Annotated in this window: 22 protein-coding genes and 1 pseudogene; 14 read left to right on the top strand and 9 right to left on the bottom strand. The window is 71.8% G+C overall.

The annotated features are described in order from the left end of the window. Nucleotides 1–20 precede the first annotated feature (20 nt). A pseudogene (locus tag ABFJ78_RS33465) lies at nt 21–212 on the top strand (diguanylate cyclase); the annotation flags it as partial. Nucleotides 213–224: 12 nt separating this feature from the next. Here the strand turns inward: ABFJ78_RS33465 and ABFJ78_RS33460 are convergent. Next, a complete protein-coding gene (locus ABFJ78_RS33460; protein WP_436391492.1) occupies nt 225–356 on the bottom strand; it encodes a hypothetical protein in 132 nt (43 codons plus the stop codon). Nucleotides 357–378: 22 nt separating this feature from the next. Between ABFJ78_RS33460 and ABFJ78_RS33455 the strand changes: the two genes are divergently transcribed. From ABFJ78_RS33455 to ABFJ78_RS33440, 4 genes are all read left to right on the top strand, one after another. Beyond that, on the top strand, nt 379–657 hold the full coding sequence (locus tag ABFJ78_RS33455; protein ID WP_436391490.1) for a hypothetical protein: 279 nt from the start codon (nt 379–381) through the stop codon (nt 655–657). A 114-nt stretch (nt 658–771) separates the two neighbouring features. Beyond that, nucleotides 772–1,662 carry an RNA polymerase sigma factor SigJ gene (sigJ, locus tag ABFJ78_RS33450; protein ID WP_436390855.1) on the top strand — a complete coding sequence of 297 codons (891 nt, stop codon included), beginning with the start codon at nt 772–774 and terminating at the stop codon, nt 1,660–1,662. Nucleotides 1,663–1,774: 112 nt separating this feature from the next. Further along, entirely contained in the window at nt 1,775–2,251 is a 477-nt protein-coding gene (locus ABFJ78_RS33445; protein WP_436390853.1) for a cupin domain-containing protein, read from the top strand. 23 nt (nt 2,252–2,274) lie between these two features. Beyond that, complete coding sequence (locus tag ABFJ78_RS33440) at nt 2,275–2,733, top strand: carboxymuconolactone decarboxylase family protein (RefSeq protein ID WP_436390851.1); 459 nt, start codon at nt 2,275–2,277, stop codon at nt 2,731–2,733. On the opposite strand, the gene ABFJ78_RS33435 is transcribed toward ABFJ78_RS33440, so the two are convergent. The 4 genes from ABFJ78_RS33435 to ABFJ78_RS33420 are packed head-to-tail and all read right to left on the bottom strand — an operon-like array spanning nt 2,705 to nt 5,376. Beyond that, the gene (locus ABFJ78_RS33435; RefSeq protein ID WP_436390849.1) at nt 2,705–3,313 is read right to left on the bottom strand and encodes a DUF421 domain-containing protein; all 609 of its coding nucleotides are present in this window, start codon (nt 3,311–3,313) and stop codon (nt 2,705–2,707) included. The two genes, ABFJ78_RS33440 and ABFJ78_RS33435, sit on opposite strands and share 29 nt — an antisense overlap. 13 nt (nt 3,314–3,326) lie before the next feature. After that, nucleotides 3,327–4,385 carry a maleylacetate reductase gene (locus tag ABFJ78_RS33430; RefSeq protein WP_436390847.1) on the bottom strand — a complete coding sequence of 353 codons (1,059 nt, stop codon included), beginning with the start codon at nt 4,383–4,385 and terminating at the stop codon, nt 3,327–3,329. Continuing rightward, nucleotides 4,382–4,588 carry a tautomerase family protein gene (locus tag ABFJ78_RS33425; RefSeq protein ID WP_436390845.1) on the bottom strand — a complete coding sequence of 69 codons (207 nt, stop codon included), beginning with the start codon at nt 4,586–4,588 and terminating at the stop codon, nt 4,382–4,384. The genes ABFJ78_RS33430 and ABFJ78_RS33425 overlap by 4 nt, the downstream gene beginning before the upstream one ends. Further along, nucleotides 4,588–5,376: an SDR family NAD(P)-dependent oxidoreductase gene (locus ABFJ78_RS33420; protein WP_436390843.1), complete on the bottom strand. Its 789-nt coding sequence runs from the start codon at nt 5,374–5,376 to the stop codon at nt 4,588–4,590. Before ABFJ78_RS33420 ends, ABFJ78_RS33425 begins: the two co-directional genes overlap by 1 nt. Nucleotides 5,377–5,560: 184 nt before the next feature. Between ABFJ78_RS33420 and ABFJ78_RS33415 the strand changes: the two genes are divergently transcribed. The 3 genes from ABFJ78_RS33415 to ABFJ78_RS33405 all read left to right on the top strand — a co-directional run bounded on the left by ABFJ78_RS33415 (nt 5,561) and on the right by ABFJ78_RS33405 (nt 8,924). Beyond that, nucleotides 5,561–6,319, top strand: coding sequence for an FAD synthetase family protein (locus ABFJ78_RS33415; protein ID WP_436390841.1), 759 nt, complete (start codon nt 5,561–5,563; stop codon nt 6,317–6,319). 106 nt (nt 6,320–6,425) lie between these two features. Beyond that, nucleotides 6,426–7,475, top strand: coding sequence for a hypothetical protein (locus ABFJ78_RS33410; protein WP_436390839.1), 1,050 nt, complete (start codon nt 6,426–6,428; stop codon nt 7,473–7,475). A 468-nt stretch (nt 7,476–7,943) separates the two neighbouring features. Continuing rightward, nucleotides 7,944–8,924, top strand: a complete 981-nt coding sequence (locus ABFJ78_RS33405; protein WP_436390838.1) for a hypothetical protein — start codon at nt 7,944–7,946, stop codon at nt 8,922–8,924. 89 nt (nt 8,925–9,013) lie between these two features. Here ABFJ78_RS33405 and ABFJ78_RS33400 read toward each other — a convergent pair whose 3' ends face one another. Together ABFJ78_RS33400 and sigK are read right to left on the bottom strand one after the other, a co-directional pair. After that, complete coding sequence (locus ABFJ78_RS33400) at nt 9,014–9,727, bottom strand: anti-sigma factor (protein ID WP_436390836.1); 714 nt, start codon at nt 9,725–9,727, stop codon at nt 9,014–9,016. Then, nucleotides 9,724–10,323, bottom strand: coding sequence for an ECF RNA polymerase sigma factor SigK (gene sigK, locus ABFJ78_RS33395; protein WP_436390834.1), 600 nt, complete (start codon nt 10,321–10,323; stop codon nt 9,724–9,726). Before sigK ends, ABFJ78_RS33400 begins: the two co-directional genes overlap by 4 nt. A 190-nt stretch (nt 10,324–10,513) precedes the next feature. Here sigK and ABFJ78_RS33390 point away from each other — a divergent pair, with 190 nt between their 5' ends. Then, nucleotides 10,514–12,097 (top strand): molybdopterin-dependent oxidoreductase, encoded by a 1,584-nt coding sequence (locus tag ABFJ78_RS33390; RefSeq protein WP_436390832.1) that lies wholly within the window; start codon nt 10,514–10,516, stop codon nt 12,095–12,097. A 113-nt stretch (nt 12,098–12,210) separates the two neighbouring features. Then, nucleotides 12,211–12,882: a fasciclin domain-containing protein gene (locus tag ABFJ78_RS33385; RefSeq protein WP_436390831.1), complete on the top strand. Its 672-nt coding sequence runs from the start codon at nt 12,211–12,213 to the stop codon at nt 12,880–12,882. Between the two features lie 194 nt (nt 12,883–13,076). Here ABFJ78_RS33385 and ABFJ78_RS33380 read toward each other — a convergent pair whose 3' ends face one another. Then, complete coding sequence (locus tag ABFJ78_RS33380; RefSeq protein WP_436390829.1) at nt 13,077–13,643, bottom strand: hypothetical protein; 567 nt, start codon at nt 13,641–13,643, stop codon at nt 13,077–13,079. A gap of 73 nt (nt 13,644–13,716) precedes the next feature. Between ABFJ78_RS33380 and ABFJ78_RS33375 the strand changes: the two genes are divergently transcribed. After that, a complete protein-coding gene (locus ABFJ78_RS33375; RefSeq protein WP_436390827.1) occupies nt 13,717–14,694 on the top strand; it encodes an L-threonylcarbamoyladenylate synthase in 978 nt (325 codons plus the stop codon). A gap of 16 nt (nt 14,695–14,710) precedes the next feature. Here ABFJ78_RS33375 and ABFJ78_RS33370 read toward each other — a convergent pair whose 3' ends face one another. Beyond that, entirely contained in the window at nt 14,711–15,352 is a 642-nt protein-coding gene (locus ABFJ78_RS33370) for a carbonic anhydrase (RefSeq protein WP_436390826.1), read from the bottom strand. A gap of 704 nt (nt 15,353–16,056) precedes the next feature. On the opposite strand from ABFJ78_RS33370, the gene ABFJ78_RS33365 reads away from it, so the two are divergent. Genes ABFJ78_RS33365 through ABFJ78_RS33355 form a run of 3 tightly spaced genes read left to right on the top strand, consistent with a single transcriptional unit; the run spans nt 16,057 to nt 17,002 of the window. Then, nucleotides 16,057–16,524, top strand: a complete 468-nt coding sequence (locus ABFJ78_RS33365; RefSeq protein ID WP_436390824.1) for an Asp23/Gls24 family envelope stress response protein — start codon at nt 16,057–16,059, stop codon at nt 16,522–16,524. Then, nucleotides 16,521–16,829 carry a hypothetical protein gene (locus ABFJ78_RS33360; protein ID WP_436390822.1) on the top strand — a complete coding sequence of 103 codons (309 nt, stop codon included), beginning with the start codon at nt 16,521–16,523 and terminating at the stop codon, nt 16,827–16,829. Before ABFJ78_RS33365 ends, ABFJ78_RS33360 begins: the two co-directional genes overlap by 4 nt. Beyond that, nucleotides 16,826–17,002, top strand: a complete 177-nt coding sequence (locus ABFJ78_RS33355; RefSeq protein WP_436390821.1) for a hypothetical protein — start codon at nt 16,826–16,828, stop codon at nt 17,000–17,002. The genes ABFJ78_RS33360 and ABFJ78_RS33355 overlap by 4 nt, the downstream gene beginning before the upstream one ends. The last annotated feature ends 5 nt before the right edge of the window (nt 17,003–17,007 follow it).

The raw sequence follows: 17,007 nt of genomic DNA, 5'->3' as shown, positions 1-17,007 counted from the left end.
TCGGCGAGCAGCATGGAAGCATGTCAGAGGTCATCGCAGAGCTGGAAATCCCGGATACGCAGGCGGTCGCCGAGGCGACTTCGCACATCCGGGAAACGACCAGCCCACTCATCTACCACCACTCGCGGCGGGTGTTCTTCTTCGGCCTGCTGCACGCGGACCGGCTCGGTGTGCAGCCGAATCCGGAGCTGCTCTACCTGGCGGCCATGTTCCACGATGTCGGTCTAGGAGTCCCGTTCTCCGAGGCCGAGCAGCGTTTCGAAGTCGACGGCGCCGACCACGCGGAAGTTCCTGCTGGACCGCGGTTTCCCGGCCACCGCCGCCGAGACGGTCTGGACGGCGATCGCCCTGCACACCACCCCGGGCATCCCCGGCCGGATGGCCCCGGAGATCGCGGTGACGTACTACGGCGTCCTGACCGACGTGCTCGGCTTCGGCTTGGACGAACTGGACCGTGAACGGCTGGCCGAAATCCTCGCCGCCCACCCGCGGGGGGACTTCAAGAACGAGTTCCTGCGTACCTCCGTCGACGGGTTGAAGAACCGCCCCGACACCACGAACGGCACCGTGAGCTCCGACTACCTCGAACACTTCGTTCCCGGCTTCCGGCGCACGACGACGGTCGAGCGCATCACCGGCTCGCCGTGGCCGAGCTGACCCTCCGGAAAGGACTCGAGTATCCCCGATTCGCTCAGCCAAGGATCTTCCGGTAAGCATCCGAGTGGGGGGGAAGGTACGTCGAGCCGGCAAGCCGGAGGAGGGCGCGGTCGCGTGGTCGACGAGCGTGCGTCGCGAGACGCCGGGCAGGCGGACCGGCTCGGTGCCGAGTGGGAGACGCATCGGCCCGCGGTCTTCGGTGTGGCGTACCGGCTGCTGGGAAGCGTGGCCGATGCCGAGGACGTCGCCCAGGACGTGTGGCTGCGGGCGGCCGGTTCCGATCTCCGCGAAGTGGACGACCTGCGGGCCTGGCTGGTCACGGTGGCCGCGCGCCGGGCCTACGACATCCTCAAGAGCGCTCGCGTGCGCCGGGAAGCCTATGTCGGGCCTTGGCTGCCGGAACCGCTGCTGACCGGACCGGACGCGTCGGAGCCGGTGCTCGTCGACGAGTCGGTCAGCGCCGCGATGCTGCTGGTCATGGAGGAGCTGACCCCGCCGGAGCGGGTGGCCTTCGTCCTGCACGATGTCTTCGAGTTGGACTTCGGCCGGATCGCGGAGGTGCTGGACGTCTCCGTGCCCGCGGCCCGGCAGCTGGCCTCGCGGGCGCGGCGGCGGGTGGCCAAGGCGAAGCAGTCCGCTCCGCGGGCACCGAAGGCGGAGCGCGAACGGGTGCTGGCGACCTTCCGCGCCGCCTACCAATCCGGTGACCTGGCCGGCTTGGTCAGGCTCCTGGACCCGGACGCGGTCTACGTCACCGACGGCGGCGGCAAGGTCTCGGCGGCCCGCAAGCTCATCCACGGCGGCGAGCGCATCGCCGAGGTAATGGTGCGAGTGGGCCGCCAGTGGCAGGTGGACCGCATCGACCTCCTCGAAGTGGGCGGCGAGCTTTCCCTTGTGTGCTACCGGCACGGTCGCATCTACTCCGTCGACACGGTGCAGATCACCGACGGCCGGATCACCGCGTACCGCCGGGTCATCAACCCGGACAAACTTTCTCACCTCTGACTGTCACACCCGGAGGAGCTACCTCGTCTCCCTGACGAGAACGAAAAAGGGAGCCGAGGGAACGCTCGCGAGCAGGCCCGTTCGCGCATTTCCCCTCCCGGTGAGGAAAGTCATGAAATACACCAGGCCCGGACTGCGGATCGCCGGCGGTGTCCTGGCCGTCGCCGCGGTGACCGGGGTCACGGCCTGCGCGGCCGCGGACCACCCCGCCTCGGCAACGACCCCGACAACCGCGCCGGTGGCGCAGCCACCCGCGGAGACCCTGAAACCCTTGCTCCAGCAGGCACTTCCCGGCGTGCAGGGAAAGACCTTCACCTCGGCGATCGTCACCTTCCCTCCCGGCGCGCACGCGGCACCGCACCGGCACGGCAGCGCTTTCGTCTACGCCTACGTCCTCGAAGGAACTGTGCGCAGCCAAGTCGACGACAAACCCGCCGGCACTTTCCGCACCGGGGAGAACTGGACCGAGCAGCCGGGCGCCCACCACGTCCTCACGGAAAACCCGAGCGGAACGGAACAGGCCAGGCTGCTGGTCGTCTTCGTCGCCGACAACGGAGCCGAGCTCAAAGTCGACGACGCCCACCAGTGATATCCAAGAAATCGGAGAAAGTGATGACGAACACCCCACGCGTCAGCATCGACAAACAGCACCCGGCTGCCTACAAGGCACTCATCGGCCTTTCCTCGGAAGCGGAGAAGGCCGCCGTCGCGGCGGGTCTCGACCCGCTCCTGGTCGAGCTGGTGCGGATCCGCGCCTCCCAGCTCAACGGCTGCGCGTTCTGCCTGCGGATGCACACCGGTGACGCCCTCAAGAAGGGGGAGAACCCCGACCGGATCGCCGTGCTGCCCGCCTGGGAGGAGACGGGCTACTTCTCCGACACCGACCGGGCGGCGTTGCGGTTGACCGAGGCCATCACCCGGGTGGCGGACGGGCACGTCGGCGACGAGGACTACGCCGCCGCCGCGTCGGTGCTCACCGCGGAGCAGATTTCGGCTGTCGCGTGGCTCACCACGGTGATCAACGCGTTCAACCGCGTGGCCATCACCAGCCGGCACCACGTCGCGGGCTGACGTCCCCCGCTTCCGGACAGCCTGGGGACCCGGGCTGTCCGGAGGGCTCCCGCTCGCCGCAGCCGGCGAGGTCTTCGACCAGGAAGGGGTCCGGTGCGGAATCCCGCCGGGCCACGCTCACCCGGCCGTCGGCCTCGAGGACGACCCAGGCGACGTCGTCGAGGCGGGTGATGCCGGCCAGCCGGAGGTGCTGGCGCAGTTCGTCCGGGGTGATCCGGGCGTGCAGCAGGCCGGCGCGGCGGACCTGCGGACCCTCCATGAGCAGAATCGGCTCCAGCCGCAGCGCCCTGCCGAACCAGCGGCTCTTCCGCGCGAGTGCGAACAACCGCTGCAGCACGAACAAAGTCACCATCGCGACCACACCCCCGGCCGGCGTCGGGACGCTCAGGAGGGCGGTCCGGCCGAGTACCGCGCCGAACGCCATGACGGCGGCGGTGTCGTAGACCGACATCGCCGCCAGGCTGCGCCGGCCCATGACCCGCACCAGCACGAGGAAAACCCCGTACATCGCGACCGTCGTGAGCGCGACCGCGAGCACACCTCCCGGAGTGATCGACCGGATTTCGGCCAGTGTGGGCACGGGCACCTCCACGTCAGGGCCGAACGCCGTGCCAGGCTCCGGTGAGCAGTTCCAGGATTTCCTTGCGGGTCAGCGGCTGCGGGTTCGGGTACGGCGAGGCGGTCACCTGGTCCGCCACCTCGCCGAGATCGCCGAGGCCGAGGCCGAGCGAGCGCAGGCTCGTAGGACCGTCCAGCCGTTCGATCAGGTCGAACACGCCCGAAGGCGCGTCGGGCGTGTCCAGCGCCCGGCCGATCCGCTCCATCACCTCCGGCACGGCCGGTGCGTTGTAGCTCATCACGTGCGGGAGGACCACGGTGTGCGTGCTCGCGTGCGGCAGCCCGAAGCTGCCGCCCAGCACGTGGCAGAGCTTGTGGTGCAGGCCCATGCCCACCGAGGCCAGGCACATCCCGGCCAGCCACGCTCCCCGGAGCAGATCCGACCGCACATCGAGGTCGGTGGGCTCGTCGGCGAGGCGGCGCAGTCCGGTTCCGATGCCGGAGATCGCGTCGAAGGCCCAGCCGTCGACGATCGGGTTGGCCTGGGCCGGATACAGCGCCTCAACCGCGTGGGCGAGCGCGTTGACCGCGCTCGTGACGGCGATCGGCACGGGTAGCCCGCGGGAGAGCTCCACGTCGTAGATCACCGTTTCGGGCAGGATCGACGGCGACGATCGGGTGGTCTTCTTCCCGCCGGCGGTCTCGCCGAGCACCGGGGTGACCTCGGAGCCCGCGTAGGTGGTGGGGAGGATGACCTGGTCGACGCCGGTCCGGGCGGCCAGCGCCTTCGACAGCCCGGTCGTCGAGCCCCCGCCGACCGCGACCACGCAGTCGGCGTCGCTCGCGCGCAGGTGTCCCATCGCCTCCTCGGTCACGCCGACCGGGGTGTGCAGGGCAGCGCCGTCGAACCGGGCGACGCACAACGGCCCGAGCAGCTTTTCGACCCGGTCGCCCGGTTCCGCGAGATCGCCGGCGCTCAGCAGCAGCACGCGGGACCGGCCCAGGCGGGTGACCTCGTCGTCGACCTTTTCCAGCAGCCCCCGGCCGAAGAGGATGCGGTAGGGGAGGCCGACGTACTCGAACCCGGCCGTCACGGCGTGGCCCGCGGGTGGCGGGTGTCGTGCAGGATCGTGCCCCCGACCATGACCTCGGTGTCGGGCACCTCGACGAGCCAGACCCGGAATGCGCTCTCCGGCGTTCCGGTGGCCTCGGCGGCGGCCGCGGACACCGCGGCCAGCAGGTCGCGCTTCACGGACGGGTCGTGTCCCTGGGCGATGGTGATCTGGATGAACGGCATCAGGCCACCGGCTTCGTCAGGCCGCCGTCGACGCGCAGCACCTGGCCGGTGATGTAGGACGCGTCGTCGGAGGCGAGGAACGCGACCGCGGCGGCGATCTCTTTCGGGTGCGCCCAGCGGCCCAGGTGGATCCCGAGCGCGTCGGCCATGTTCGCGCGCACCGCGTCGGCGGTCAGGCCCTGCTTCCCGGCCATCGCCTCATGGCGGGCGAGCCAGCCTTCAGTCAGCGTCATCCCCGGCGACACGGCGTTGACCCGGACGCCGCGGGGCGCGGCTTCGGCCGCCAGGTAGCTCGTCAACGCCACGACCGCCGCGTTGGTGATCCCGGTGACCGCGGCTCCCGGGACCAGCACGTGCGCCGTGGCTCCCGCGATGTTGACGATCGCGCCCCCGGTCATCTTGGGCAGCGCGGCCTTCGCGACGCGGACGAAGCCGCGGAGCTTCGTGTCGAGCGCACCCCCGAGCACCCCGTGCTCGGTGTCGGCGAGCGGCGCCGAAGCGATCTGGGGGCCGGCGCAGTTGACGACGACGTCGAGCCGGCCGTGCCAGGCGTACGCCTGACCGACGGCGGCGTCGACGGACTCGCCGTCGCGCACGTCCGCGGGCACGGCCAGCGTTTCCCCGCCCAGCCGGACCGCGGCGTCCTTCAGCGCGGTCTCGTCACGGGCCAGCAGCGCGACCGCCACGCCTTGCTCGGCCAGGTGCCGCGCCACCGCGTAGCCGATCCCGCGGCCGGCTCCGGTCACCAGCGCCGTGCGCCGCTCCGCCTGCTCCCTGCGTGCCACCATTCGGGTCTCCTTCGGCTTGTCCCCGGCAGTTCGGCCTCCACTGCACCGCGAGCCGGCCGGCGCTGACAAACCGCGCTAACAGGGCCGTTCACACCGTGCCCGCCGGCGAGCCGAGCGGCTCTCGCGCCGCTAACACGCGGCGGGGCACGATCGGCGGCTTCGAGCCCGGAACGGGGGAGGAACCATGGAAAGTCCCGGAGTTGTCCGGACCCCGGACAGCGCACCCGCCCGCCTCGTCGACATCCGGCAGGTGCGGCCGGGCCGCCGCGCGGTCGCGGTCGGCACCTTCGACGGTGTCCACTTGGGACACGCGCGGGTGATCGCCGGCTGCGAGACGGTGCTGACCTTCGACCCGCATCCGCACCCGCGTTCGGTGGTGCGCCCCGGCGGCGGCCCCCGGCTGCTGACCGACGTGGCCGGCAAGCGGCGGAGACTCGCCGCGCTCGGCGTGCGGGAGGTCGTGGTCATCCCGTTCGACCGCGAGTGGGCGGCGCTGGCCGCGGCCACGTTCGTCGACGAGGTGCTCCTCGGCCGGCTCGGCGCGGTCCGGGTGGCGGTCGGGGCGAACTTCCGGTTCGGCGCGCGCGGCGGGGCCGACGCGCAGCTGCTGCAGGCGGACCGGCGGTTCGCCACCACCGTCGCGGAGATGGTGACCGTCGGGGAGGACGTCGTGTCCTCGTCCCGAATCCGGGACCTGGTCGCCGCCGGTGACGTCGAGCGGGCCGCGCGGCTGCTCGGCCGGCCGCACGCGCTGCCCGCCCGCGCATCCGGCGACGACCGCCTGGTGCTCGATCCGGCTCTGGCGATTCCCCGCCCGGGCCGGTACACGGCGGTCGTCGACGGCGTCGCGACCCCCGTGACCGTTCTCGGCACCGGCGTCGTCCAACTGGCGCGGCGGCGGGCGGCACAACCGGCCGAAGTGGCTTTCCTGCACCGGGACTGAGGCCGAACCAGGCCCGTTAATCCGCGCGAAATCCCGCGTTGCCCACCCGTGGTGCTCGGGAGACACTGCAGAGCGGACGAGCCGGACGCGAGGGGAGGTGCATCGCGTGGCGCCTTCCGAACCCGGCGCGACGCCGGAGCCGGGTGCGCGGACCATCATCCGGCGGAAGCTGGCGCCGCCGGTCGTCGGTGACCGGCTGGTCCGGCGGGACCGGCTGACCGGCCGCATCCACGCCCTGCTCGGGCGGGCGAACGTCCTCGCGGTGTACGCGGCGGCGGGCTCGGGCAAGACCACCGCCGTCGCCATGGCGCTGCAGGACCTCGACCGGCCGGTGGCCTGGCTGTCGCTGGACGGTACGGAAGCGGCGGCGGGACGCCTGCTGCTGTACACCGAGGCTGCGGTCGCGCCGCACGCTCCCGAGGCGCGGGGCGCGGCGACCGACGCGCTCGCCGCCGGCATCCTGATCGGCGAGGCGGCGGGACTGCTCGCCGAAAGCCTGCACGGCACCGGGCTCGTGCTCGTCTGCGACAACGCCGAGCGGATCGCCGGCAGCGACGAGGCACTGACCGTCCTGTCCGCACTGGCCCGCTACGCACCCGCGGACGTCGGGATCATCCTCCTTTCCCGGACCGCCCTGCCGCTGGACACCGGTTCGACCGGGGAACTGACCCGGGTCGCCGAGCTCACCGGTCCGGACCTCGCCTTCGACCTCGACGAGGCCGCGGAAGCGTTGAGCCTGGCCGGCCGGCCGGCGTCGGAGGCGGCCGAGGCCATCCGCGTCACCGGCGGCTGGGCGGCGGGAATCCTCTTCGCCGACGGTGCCGTCGCCGACGCACCGCACCGGTTCCGCGACTACCTCTCCACGCACGTCCTTTCCGGACTGTCCGAACCGGAGCGGCGGTTCCTGGTGTACACCAGCCTGCTGGACGAAGTGACCGTCGACGACGCGCTCGCGCTCGGCTGTGGACGAACCGCTTTCGGAGCATGCGCAGCCTTCCGCTGCGCAGGAGGAACGGCAGCAGGTGGTGCCGGCCGATCACGAAGTGGCCGGCCGGATGTCCGGATCGGACGGTGGCGGCAGTGTGCCACCGACGCCCGCCACGCCCGCGGCGAGCGGTGCCACCTCGGTGGCGTCGGCCGGGCAGCACTGCGGTGAGTCCGCCGTGACCGGGTCCGGTTCGAGCATGCCGGGCACGGACCGCACCTGGCGGGCCCCGCCGGGTGGCCCTCCGTCGTTGTACTGGCTGGTCTTCTATGGAAACGACCATCCGAGCTGACGAACCCTTTCCATCCTCAAATCCACAATGGACAGAGAGTGTGAAAGGGAAGTCATGCACAAGTACGTACGACGCGGCCTGACCGCCGCGTTCATCTCCGGCGGGTTCGTCCTGCTGGGTGGAGCGGTGGCCAGTGCGGACACCGGGAACGCGGGCCCGCTGGGCGGGCTCGGGAACACGCTGCACTCCGTGGTCTCCGGCACCTCAGCCGGCGGCAACGGCGGCGACTCCGGTTCCGGCGGCAACGCGAGCAGCGGCACCAACGCTGTCAGCGGGGACTCCGGCGACTCGGGCAACTCCGGCTCGACCGGCGGGAACAGCGCCTACGGCGTCTGCGTCCTGGCCAAGTGCAGCACCTCGGTGTCCTCGGCAACTCCGGGAACACGGGCGCGACCGGCTCGACCGGGAACGCCTCGAACACCAGCGCCACCACCGGCGGCCACTCCGGGAACGCCGGCCACGGCGGCTCCGGGACGTCGGCGGCGTCGGGCGAGAACATCGCGGACTCGCGGGGCACCCGCGGCGTCCTCGGCTCGGTGACCGGCACCGCGAAGGGCGGCAACGGCGGCAACTCCGGCGACGCCGGGAACGCCACCAGCTCCGACAACGCCGTGTCGGGGAACTCGGGCAACTCCGGGAACTCCGACTCGACCGGCGGCAACAGCGCCTACGGCCTCTGCCTGCTGGCGCAGTGCTCCACCACGGTGACCTCGGGTGACTCCGGGAACACCGGCGCCACCGGTTCGACCGGCGACGCCGGCAACACCAGCACCACCACCGGCGGGAACTCCGGCAACGCGGGCAACGGCGGCGATGCCGCCACGATCGCGTCCGGCGACAACTCCGCCACGAACAACGGTGGGCACGGCCGGAAGCACCGGGGCGGCGACACGGGCGTCCTGGGCTGGGTCACCGGCACCGCCAAGGGCGGTAACGGTGGCAACTCCGGCGACGCCGGAAATGCCACCAGCCACGACAACGCCGTGAGCGGCAAGTCCGGCAACTCGGGTGACTCGGGCTCGACAGGCGGCAACAGCGCCATCGTGTGGACCGTGGGCGACCAGAACAGCGGCCGCGGGAACCACGGCGGCTGGAACCACGACTGTGGCTGGAACAACCGTGGTGGGAACCACGAGAACGGCACGAAGTCGGCCACCACGGTGACCTCGGGCAACTCGGGTGACACCGGCGCCACCGGCTGGACCGGTGACGCGGGGAACCACAGCACCACCACCGGCGGCAACTCCGGTCGGGCGGGCAACGGCGGCGACGCCGGCGTCCTGTCCCATGGCTGGAACACCGTCGCGCACAGCCCGCACACCGTCTGACGGTTCGCGGGAGCACCGAGGAGCGGGGCATCGGAGGAATCCGCTGCCCCGCTCTTTCATGCGCGAGAAGGCGAGACGAAGGCGGCGGGTCAGCCGACTGTGAGGTTCGCGATCGACGGGGTGGTCGGCCGCAGCGATCCGGTGGCGGGCTCGACGGTCACCGCCACACCGTCGACGCCTGCGGGGAGGGCGACCTCGATGGTGCCGTCGGGTCCGACCAGCCCCGCCGACCGCGGCGCACCCGGCCCGGTCAGCCACACCTCGTAGGCGTGCCCGGCGTCCAGCGAGGGGAGCGACTGGGCGACGAGGACCTTGCCCAGCCGCCGGGAGATCGTGGCCGAGACCGAGCCGCCACCGGTTGCGGCCGTGCGCACGGTGGTCGCGTCGGGCGCGGACGTCACCGCGCCGTCGGCCACCGGCACCGGACGGCCGGAGACCGGCTGGTCCAGCCCGATGCCGATTCCCCCGACGAGCAGAGCCCCTGCCGCGGCGACGGACGTCACGCCGATCAGCGCACGCTTGCGCCACGGCGCGCGACGCGCCGAGACGGCCGGTTCGGCGGTGACCTGGGGCGGGAGCTGCCGCGTCTGGACGACCTCGGCGAGCACGCGCCGACGGAGGCTCTCGTCCGGGCCGACGGCAGCCGCGGTGCCCAGCAGAGCGGCGGTTTCGCGGAAGCCGGCGACTTCCCCGGCGCAGACCGGGCATTCGCCCAGGTGGCGGGTGAAGGCGGCGCGTTCGAGGTCGTCGACCGCGTCGAGGGCGTAGGCGCCGGCGAGGATGTGGGCGTCGGCGGTGGTCATCGGTGCACTCCCAGAGCGTCGCGCAGGCGGATCAGGCCATCTCGCATGCGGGTCTTGACGGTGCCGACCGCGACACCGAGTCGTTCGGAAACCTCCCGGGTGGTGTAACCCTGAAAGTAGGCGAGCAGGATCGACTCCCGCTGGAGCTCGGTCAGAGCCGCCAAGGCGGCGCGGACCTGTGCCCGGTCGAGGCGGTCCAGCGTCGTCTCGGTGACGTCGTCGTAGGGACGACGCGGGTCCAGCCGGTCGGCTCGGTCCTCCCGGTTGACGCACGCCTGCTCGGTCCGGACCCGGTCGATCGCGCGCCGGTGGGCGATGGTCAGCGCCCAGGTCTGCACGCGTCCGCGTGCGACGTCGAACGTCGCCGCCTTGCGCCAGATCTCGAGCAGGACCTCCTGGGTGACCTCCTCGGCGTGTGCCCGCGAGCGCAGCACCCGCAACACGGTGCCGAAGATCGGCCCGGCCAGCTGGTCGTAGAGCGCGGCGAAGGCCTGCTCGTCGCCGCGGGCGGCGAGGGCGAGCAGCTGTTCGGGTGTGCTCCGCGGTTCCGTCACCGGATCGGTGACGGCGCGGAGCGCGACTGCGCGGGCGGTCATGGCACCTGTCCTTCCGGGCGCCGCGGTCGGCGGCGTGCCATGAGGAGTTCGGTTCGGCCGGCCTCGCGGATTGGCGCTGTGACGGAAAACCCAGCTCGTCACCCACAGGGAGCAGTGCCTATTCGCTGTCCACAGTGGATCGAGCGAAGCGCGGACCAATACTTCGACCGGCCGGCTCCGAATCCTCCCTATGACCGTCACCGAGCTCGACGTTCCAGACGCTTCCTCAGCGCCACAGCGCGGTCGGCTGCGTTTCTTCGCCGCCGCGTTCACCGGCGTCCTCGCGCTGGTCGCCGCGCTGGCGGCCGGGCATCTGGTCGCGGGGTTCATCAGCGTCAACGCCTCGCCCTACCTCGCGGTGGGCAACGGCGCGATCGACCTGACACCGGTGGAGTTGAAGGACTTCGCCGTCCGGACCTTCGGCACCTACGACAAGCTGGTGCTGCTGGGCAGCATGGCCGTGGTCATGCTGGGCGTCGCCGCGCTCGCGGGAGTCCTGTCGCGACGGTCGCCCGTTCCCGGCACCGTGCTGATCGCGCTCTTCGGCCTGGTCGGTGCGTTCGCGGTGTTCGAGCGGCCCGACCTGACCGCCGTGGCGCTGCTCGCGCCGATCGCCAGCCTGGTCGTGGGCATCGCCGTCTTCCGTCTCCTGCACCGGATCGCGCCACGCGTCTGGCGGGAAGCCGGATCCGACGAGAAGACCGGGACGTCGCGGCGGGCGTTCCTGCTGGGTGGGGCCGGGGTCGTCGTCGGCGCCGGCGCGGCCGGGCTCGGCGGTCAGCTGATCGGCTCTTCCCGGGACGCCACGGCGTCCCGGGAAGCGGTCGGCAAGCTCGTGCCCGCACGCACCGCGCCGATGATCCCGGCCGACGCCGACTTCGCCAAGCTCGGCACTCCGCCGTTCGTGACGCCGAACGACAAGTTCTACCGCGTCGACACCGCGCTGTCGGTGCCGCAGCTGCGCACGGAAGACTGGAGCCTGCGGCTGCACGGCATGGTCGACCGCGAGATCCGCTACAGCTACAACGACATCCGCAACCGTCCGTTGGTCGAGCGGACGGTGACGATGACGTGCGTGTCCAATGAGGTCGGTGGCGACTACGTGTCGACGTCCAACTTCATCGGCGTGGACCTGGCCGACCTGCTGGCCGAGGCGGGCGTGAAACCCGGCGCGGAGCAGCTGTTCTGCACCAGCGTCGACGGCTGGACGTCCGGGACGCCGGTCGCCGCGGCCCAGGACCGCGGCCGCGGCGCGATGCTGGCGATCGGGATGAACGGGGAACCGCTGCCGCTGGAGCACGGGTTCCCGGCCCGGCTGGTCACCCCGGGGCTGTACGGGTATGTATCGGCGACGAAATGGGTCGTGGACATCGAAGTCACGACGTGGGGCGCCCGCCAGGCTTACTGGCTCAAGCGCAGCTGGGCCCGTGAGGCGCCGATCAAGACCGAGTCGCGGATCGATTCGCACCGCGGCTTCGCCACCGTGCCCGTGGGCAAGGTTCGCGTCGCCGGAGTCGCGTGGGCGCAGCACACGGGGATCGAGAAGGTCGAGGTCCGCGTCGACCAGGGACCGTGGCGGGAAACCACGCTGTCGCACGAGGTCAACCTGAACACGTGGCGGATGTGGTGGACCGAAGTCGACCTGCCCGCCGGCGTGCACCAGGTGTTCTGCCGTGCCACCGACAAGTCCGGCTACACCCAGACCGACCAGCGTGCGGGCACGGTGCCGGACGGCGCGACAGGGTGGCACAACGTCACGTTCACCGCAGCCTGAGAAAAAATCGGCGATCGACCAATCCGTTCCGCGGCAAGCACCGAATCACTGGCAACAAGAGGTTCTCGCCGACTCGGCAGCCTCAGCCGCGTAATCAATTGGAGTGAATTCTCGTGCGTAACCTTCGTATTGCCGGTATTGGTCTGACCGCGGCGGCGGCTCTCACACTGACCGCGTGCAGCGGCAGCGACACCGCTTCTTCCGGGAGTTCCAGCAGCGCCCCGGCCCCCGCGCCGTCGTCGATGGCCGCGCCGTCGTCGAGCATGGCCGCCGGGGACGGCGTGACGACCAACGCCGACGTCTTCGGCCCCGCCTGTTCGCAGCTGCCGCAGGGTTCCGCGCCCGGTTCGCTGGACTCGATGGGCCCGCAGCCGGTCGCTTCGGCCGCGTCGACCAACCCGCTGCTGACCAAGCTGGTGGCGGCGGTCAAGGCCACCAACCTGGTCGACACGCTCAACAGCCAGCAGGCCATCACCGTGTTCGCCCCGGCCGACCCGGCGTTCGCGGCGCTGGGCGACGCGAAGTTCGCCGAGCTGGCGGGCAAGCCGGCCGAGCTGGCGCCGATCCTGCAGTACCACGTCGTCGGCAAGCGCTACGACGCCAAGGGTCTCGAGTCGGCCGGCACGCTGGAGTCGCTGAACACCGGGGGCGGGCCGCTGAAGATCGAGGGCTCGGGCGACAACCTGACCGTCAACGGCGCGAAGGTCCTGTGCGGCAACATCCCCACGAAGAACGCGACGGTCTTCGTGATCGACAAGGTGCTGACCCCGGGCACCAACAGGTAACACCGGCTTGGCCGCCGACGGGCGGCCGGCACCGGACGGCTGCCTCGAGCTTCCACCTACTTCGTGGAGCCCGGGGCAGCCGTCCTTCGCTCGTCTTGACTCGGACAGCGATCGCAGTCTGGCGGCGGGTAGCAGGAGATCCGCTGCCGGGGACGCCGAAGCGGCGGCGTCCGCCGGTCGTCGCCACCGCCGGATCACTCCAGGGTCGTGGCGGCGACCGGCCCTTTGACCGGTTCGGACAGCTCAGTGCCAAACGGCGGGGAAGAGCCTGAACCGGCACCAGTGCCCAGACGCTCGATGCCGGTGTGCACGCCGAGGTTTCCGGTGAGGTCGCCGAGCGCGCCGGTGACGGTGGTGACCGGGTCGGCCTGGCCGCCGCCGACGTGGTCGATGCTGCCGGCGAGGTCGCCCGCGGCGGTGAACGGGTCGGTGATGTTCTGGGTGAGGGCCTTGAGCTGCTCGACCGCACTGGCCTGGCCGGTGATCGAGTCGAGGTCGAGGCCGTTCTCGCCCGCCGAGGTTGCCGACCGGCGCGAAGTCCAGCAGGCCGGCGCCGGCGGCGTCTCGCCCTCTGTCAGTGACGTGACGCTGGTCGCGCCGTGGTGAGCTGCTCGCGCAGGAATGCGCTCCAACGGCAGAAGTCCGGGGCGGCTATGGCCGCGGGTGGCGCCCTGCCGGGTTGTCTCGAACCCAGGAGCGACCGTGCACGGTGGGCCTGTGGGCGGCGGCCAGGTTGCCGGTTCTACGCTGCTGGAGCGCATCGTGGATGTTACGGCCCCGCCGTGCTCTCGTGCTCGACGGCAACTCCACCGAAACGGTCAGAAAGGTTCGAGAGTGACATCTGGAGCCAGTGATATCGGCAAGGCCGCCGGCGTCCTGCGCGCCGGGGGCCTGGTCGCCGTCCCCACCGAAACGGTGTACGGGCTGGGCGCCAACGCCGAGGACCCCGCCGCTGTGGCGCGGGTGTTCCAGGTCAAGGGCCGCCCGCCGACCCACCCGCTGATCGTCCACCTCGGCGCCGCCGAGCAGCTGGGCGACTGGGTCGCCGACGTGCCCGAGACAGCACTCGTGCTGGCCGAGCGCTTCTGGCCGGGACCGCTCACGCTCGTCCTGCGACGCGGTCGCCGGGTGCCGCTGGAAGCGACCGGCGGTCTGGAGACGGTGGCCATTCGGGTGCCTGCCCACCCTGTCGCACTCGAGCTGCTGTCGGCCTTCGGCGGCGGTGTCGCGGCGCCGTCGGCCAACCGCTTCGGCTCGGTCAGCCCCACCACGGCCGACCACGTCCGAGCCGAGCTCGGTGACGCCGTCGACTTCGTACTGGACGGTGGTTCCTGCGACGTGGGTGTCGAGTCGACCATCGTCGACGCCACCAGCGACACCCCGAGCGTCCTGCGGCCCGGCGGGGTCACGCCGGAGGACCTCGAAGCGGTGCTCGGACGCCCGGTCACAGCCGGTGCGACGAGCGCCATCCGGGTCCCCGGCCAACATCCGTCGCACTACGCGCCCCGCGCAAGGGTCGTCCTGGTCGAGCCGGAGGAGATCGCCACCGCAGCGCAGGCCGCGCAAGAGCAGGGACACCAGGTGGGCGTCTTTCTCCCGCCCGCCTGCGCCGACGTTCCGGTGAAGGCGCACGCCGTGGTGACGGTCCCGGACTCGATGGCCGGCTACGCGCGCGGGCTGTACGGGTTCCTGCGAGAACTCGACCAGCTGGGATGCGACCTCATCGTCGCGTCCCTACCGGTGGAGGAAGGACTCGGCCTCGCGATCGCCAACCGGCTTCGTCGCGCGGCCGGACCCCGCGAACTCCGTTGACCGGCGCCGAGTCCGGTCAGGGCGCGGAGCCGGCGGTGACGTCGAGGCCGCGGGCCGCCACCACGTCGGCTCGGCCGTCGGCCAGCCGGTAGCACAGGCCCACGACCGCGGCCCGGCCCGCGTCGACCCGGTCGGCGAGCACGCGGGAGCGCTCCAGCAGCAGGTCCACCGTGTGGCGAACGTGCTCGGCGAGGACCTCGTCCGGTTCCACCCGCCCGGCGGCCCGGGCGGCCAGCACGCTGGGCGTCACGCGCTCGACGACGTCCCGGATGTACCCGCTGGGCGTCACCCCGTCCTCCAGGGCGGCGGACGCGGCGCCCACCGCGCCGCACGAGTCGTGACCGAGGACCACCACCAGCGGGCAATCCAGCACCGCGACCCCGTACTCGATGCTGCCCAGCACCTCGGAGCCGGCCACGTGCCCCGCGGTGCGGACGACGAACAGGTCACCCAGGCCGCGATCGAAGATGATTTCGGCGGCCAGCCGGGAGTCCGAACACCCGAACAGCACGGCGAACGGCCGTTGGCCGGGCGCGAGCTCGGCGCGGCGGGCCGCGTCCTGGTTGGGGTGCTCCGGGGTACCCGCTACGAAGCGGTGGTTTCCGGCGCGCAGCAACTCGAACGCCTCGGCCGGGGTCAACGAATCGATCATGGGCATGGCTTGCAGCCTAAGCCAAGACCGGCGCAGCGGACGAGTTCGGGCGAAGCCGGCAATCACTGCGGACCCCCGCCGGCGGACCACCGGCCCGGCTGGGTGGGGAGCCGGTAGCCGCGCACTGGCGACGGCGAGGCAAAGTGGACACCCACCGACCTCCACTACGTCACCGAGGCTCCCCGTCCGCCGGTTCGGAGCCGCAAACGCCGGGGGCATGCGGCTGCCGCATACCCGCCGATCGACCGGCCAACCTCACGGTCGGTCTCGGGCGCCCGTTCCGCCGACGGCGTCGCTGACCTCGACCAGGTGTCGCCATGACGGTTCAGAAGGGGCCGGATCGGCGATGGCGCTCAACGTGGATGACCTTTCGCCGATGTCCCGCGTGGGCTTGCACCCGGGATGTCGCGAACCGAGCGGTGTTCGTTAGCGCGTGCGACGAGTGCTCGTGCCACGCCGTGGCGGAACAACCGGAGCCCCGGGCAAGCGGCTCAGCGTGGAGGCAGGGCTGTCCAGCGGACGGTTAAGCCGGTGTCGTCGTGGTGGAGCGGTCGGCGGGCAGGAGCCCGCCTTGTGGGTGAGTGGTGTGCTTCACACGATCGGGTCGTGACGATCGTCCCGCTCGGGTGTCTGTCCTGTGTGGAGGAAGCAACCGAAGTCGGTTCCTCCGTCAACAGAAGACATCCGTTCCGTGCTAAGGAGACACCGCGATGACCGCTGCTGCCACCAAGGTTCCCGCGCAGACCACCTCGTCCCAGCCCGCCGCGAAGACGGAGGGCGCACTGGTGAGTGCTCAGGGCTCGACGTCGATCTCCGACGTCGTGGTGCAGAAGATCGCCGGCCTGGCCACCCGCGAAATCCCCGGCGTGCACGCCCTCGGCGGGGGTGCGGCCCGGGCGTTCTCGGCGATCCGGGAGCGGATCCCGGGCGCGACCGCCTCGGCCGGTCAGGGCGTGTCGGTCGAGGTGGGGGAGAAGCAGGCCGCCGTCGACCTGCAGGTGGTCGTCGAGTACGGCGTCGCCATCGCCGACCTCTCGCGTTCCGTGCGCCGCAACGTGATCACCGCGGTCGAGCAGATGACCGGGCTGGAGGTGGTCGAGGTCAACATCCACGTCGGTGACCTCCACCTGCCCTCCGACGACGACGGCGAGACCACCGACACCGGCCGGGTGCAGTGACAGCCGAGCCCGACGCCGCCCGGATCGCCGCCGCCGTGCGGGCCTTGCCCGGGGTGGCCGGCCTGCACGGCGGCCGGTTCGGGGAGATCGCCACCCTCGACCCGCCGCGGCGGATCGAGGGCGTCCGGGTCCGCGAGAACGACGTCACCATCGCCGTCACCGCGCACGTTCCAATGGTGGCCGCCGAGCTCGCCGCGGCCGTGCGGGCCGCGGTCGCCGTCACCGGGCGGGCCGTGCACGTCATCCTGGCGGACCTCGCCGAACAGTCCACTGTGGAGCAGCAAGCGAAGGAGAAGGTGTCGTGAATTCCACCCAGCTCGGCCTCCTGGCCGGCCTCGCGCTCGGCCTGGCGGTCGCCTTCGGCGGGTTCGGGGCGTTCGCCGCCGTCGCCGTCCTCGGCGCGATCGGGTTCCTGGTCGGCCGCGTCCTCGACGGCAAGCTCGACCTGTCCCGGCTGTCCGGGCGCGACCGGGGCTGAGCGCC

The sequence above is a fragment of the Amycolatopsis sp. MEPSY49 genome (assembly GCF_051337345.1).
Taxonomy (GTDB): Bacteria; Actinomycetota; Actinomycetes; order Mycobacteriales; family Pseudonocardiaceae; genus Amycolatopsis.
Note: the sequence above shows the minus strand (reverse complement) of the source record. Positions and strands in the feature narration are given on the sequence as shown.

Bases quoted from the DNA above. Each gene is read 5' to 3' on its own strand.
- ABFJ78_RS33455 (WP_436391490.1), top strand. From the start codon at position 379: ATGGCCCCGGAGATCGCGGTGACGTACTACGGCGTCCTGACCGACGTG.
- ABFJ78_RS33445 (WP_436390853.1), top strand. From the start codon at position 1,775: ATGAAATACACCAGGCCCGGACTGCGGATCGCCGGCGGTGTCCTGGCC.
- ABFJ78_RS33440 (WP_436390851.1), top strand. From the start codon at position 2,275: ATGACGAACACCCCACGCGTCAGCATCGACAAACAGCACCCGGCTGCC.
- ABFJ78_RS33425 (WP_436390845.1), bottom strand. From the start codon at position 4,588: ATGCCGTTCATCCAGATCACCATCGCCCAGGGACACGACCCGTCCGTG.
- ABFJ78_RS33420 (WP_436390843.1), bottom strand. From the start codon at position 5,376: ATGGTGGCACGCAGGGAGCAGGCGGAGCGGCGCACGGCGCTGGTGACC.
- ABFJ78_RS33415 (WP_436390841.1), top strand. From the start codon at position 5,561: ATGGAAAGTCCCGGAGTTGTCCGGACCCCGGACAGCGCACCCGCCCGC.
- ABFJ78_RS33400 (WP_436390836.1), bottom strand. From the start codon at position 9,727: ATGACCACCGCCGACGCCCACATCCTCGCCGGCGCCTACGCCCTCGAC.
- sigK (WP_436390834.1), bottom strand. From the start codon at position 10,323: ATGACCGCCCGCGCAGTCGCGCTCCGCGCCGTCACCGATCCGGTGACG.
- ABFJ78_RS33390 (WP_436390832.1), top strand. From the start codon at position 10,514: ATGACCGTCACCGAGCTCGACGTTCCAGACGCTTCCTCAGCGCCACAG.
- ABFJ78_RS33380 (WP_436390829.1), bottom strand. From the start codon at position 13,643: ATGCGCTCCAGCAGCGTAGAACCGGCAACCTGGCCGCCGCCCACAGGC.
- ABFJ78_RS33370 (WP_436390826.1), bottom strand. From the start codon at position 15,352: ATGCCCATGATCGATTCGTTGACCCCGGCCGAGGCGTTCGAGTTGCTG.
- ABFJ78_RS33365 (WP_436390824.1), top strand. From the start codon at position 16,057: ATGACCGCTGCTGCCACCAAGGTTCCCGCGCAGACCACCTCGTCCCAG.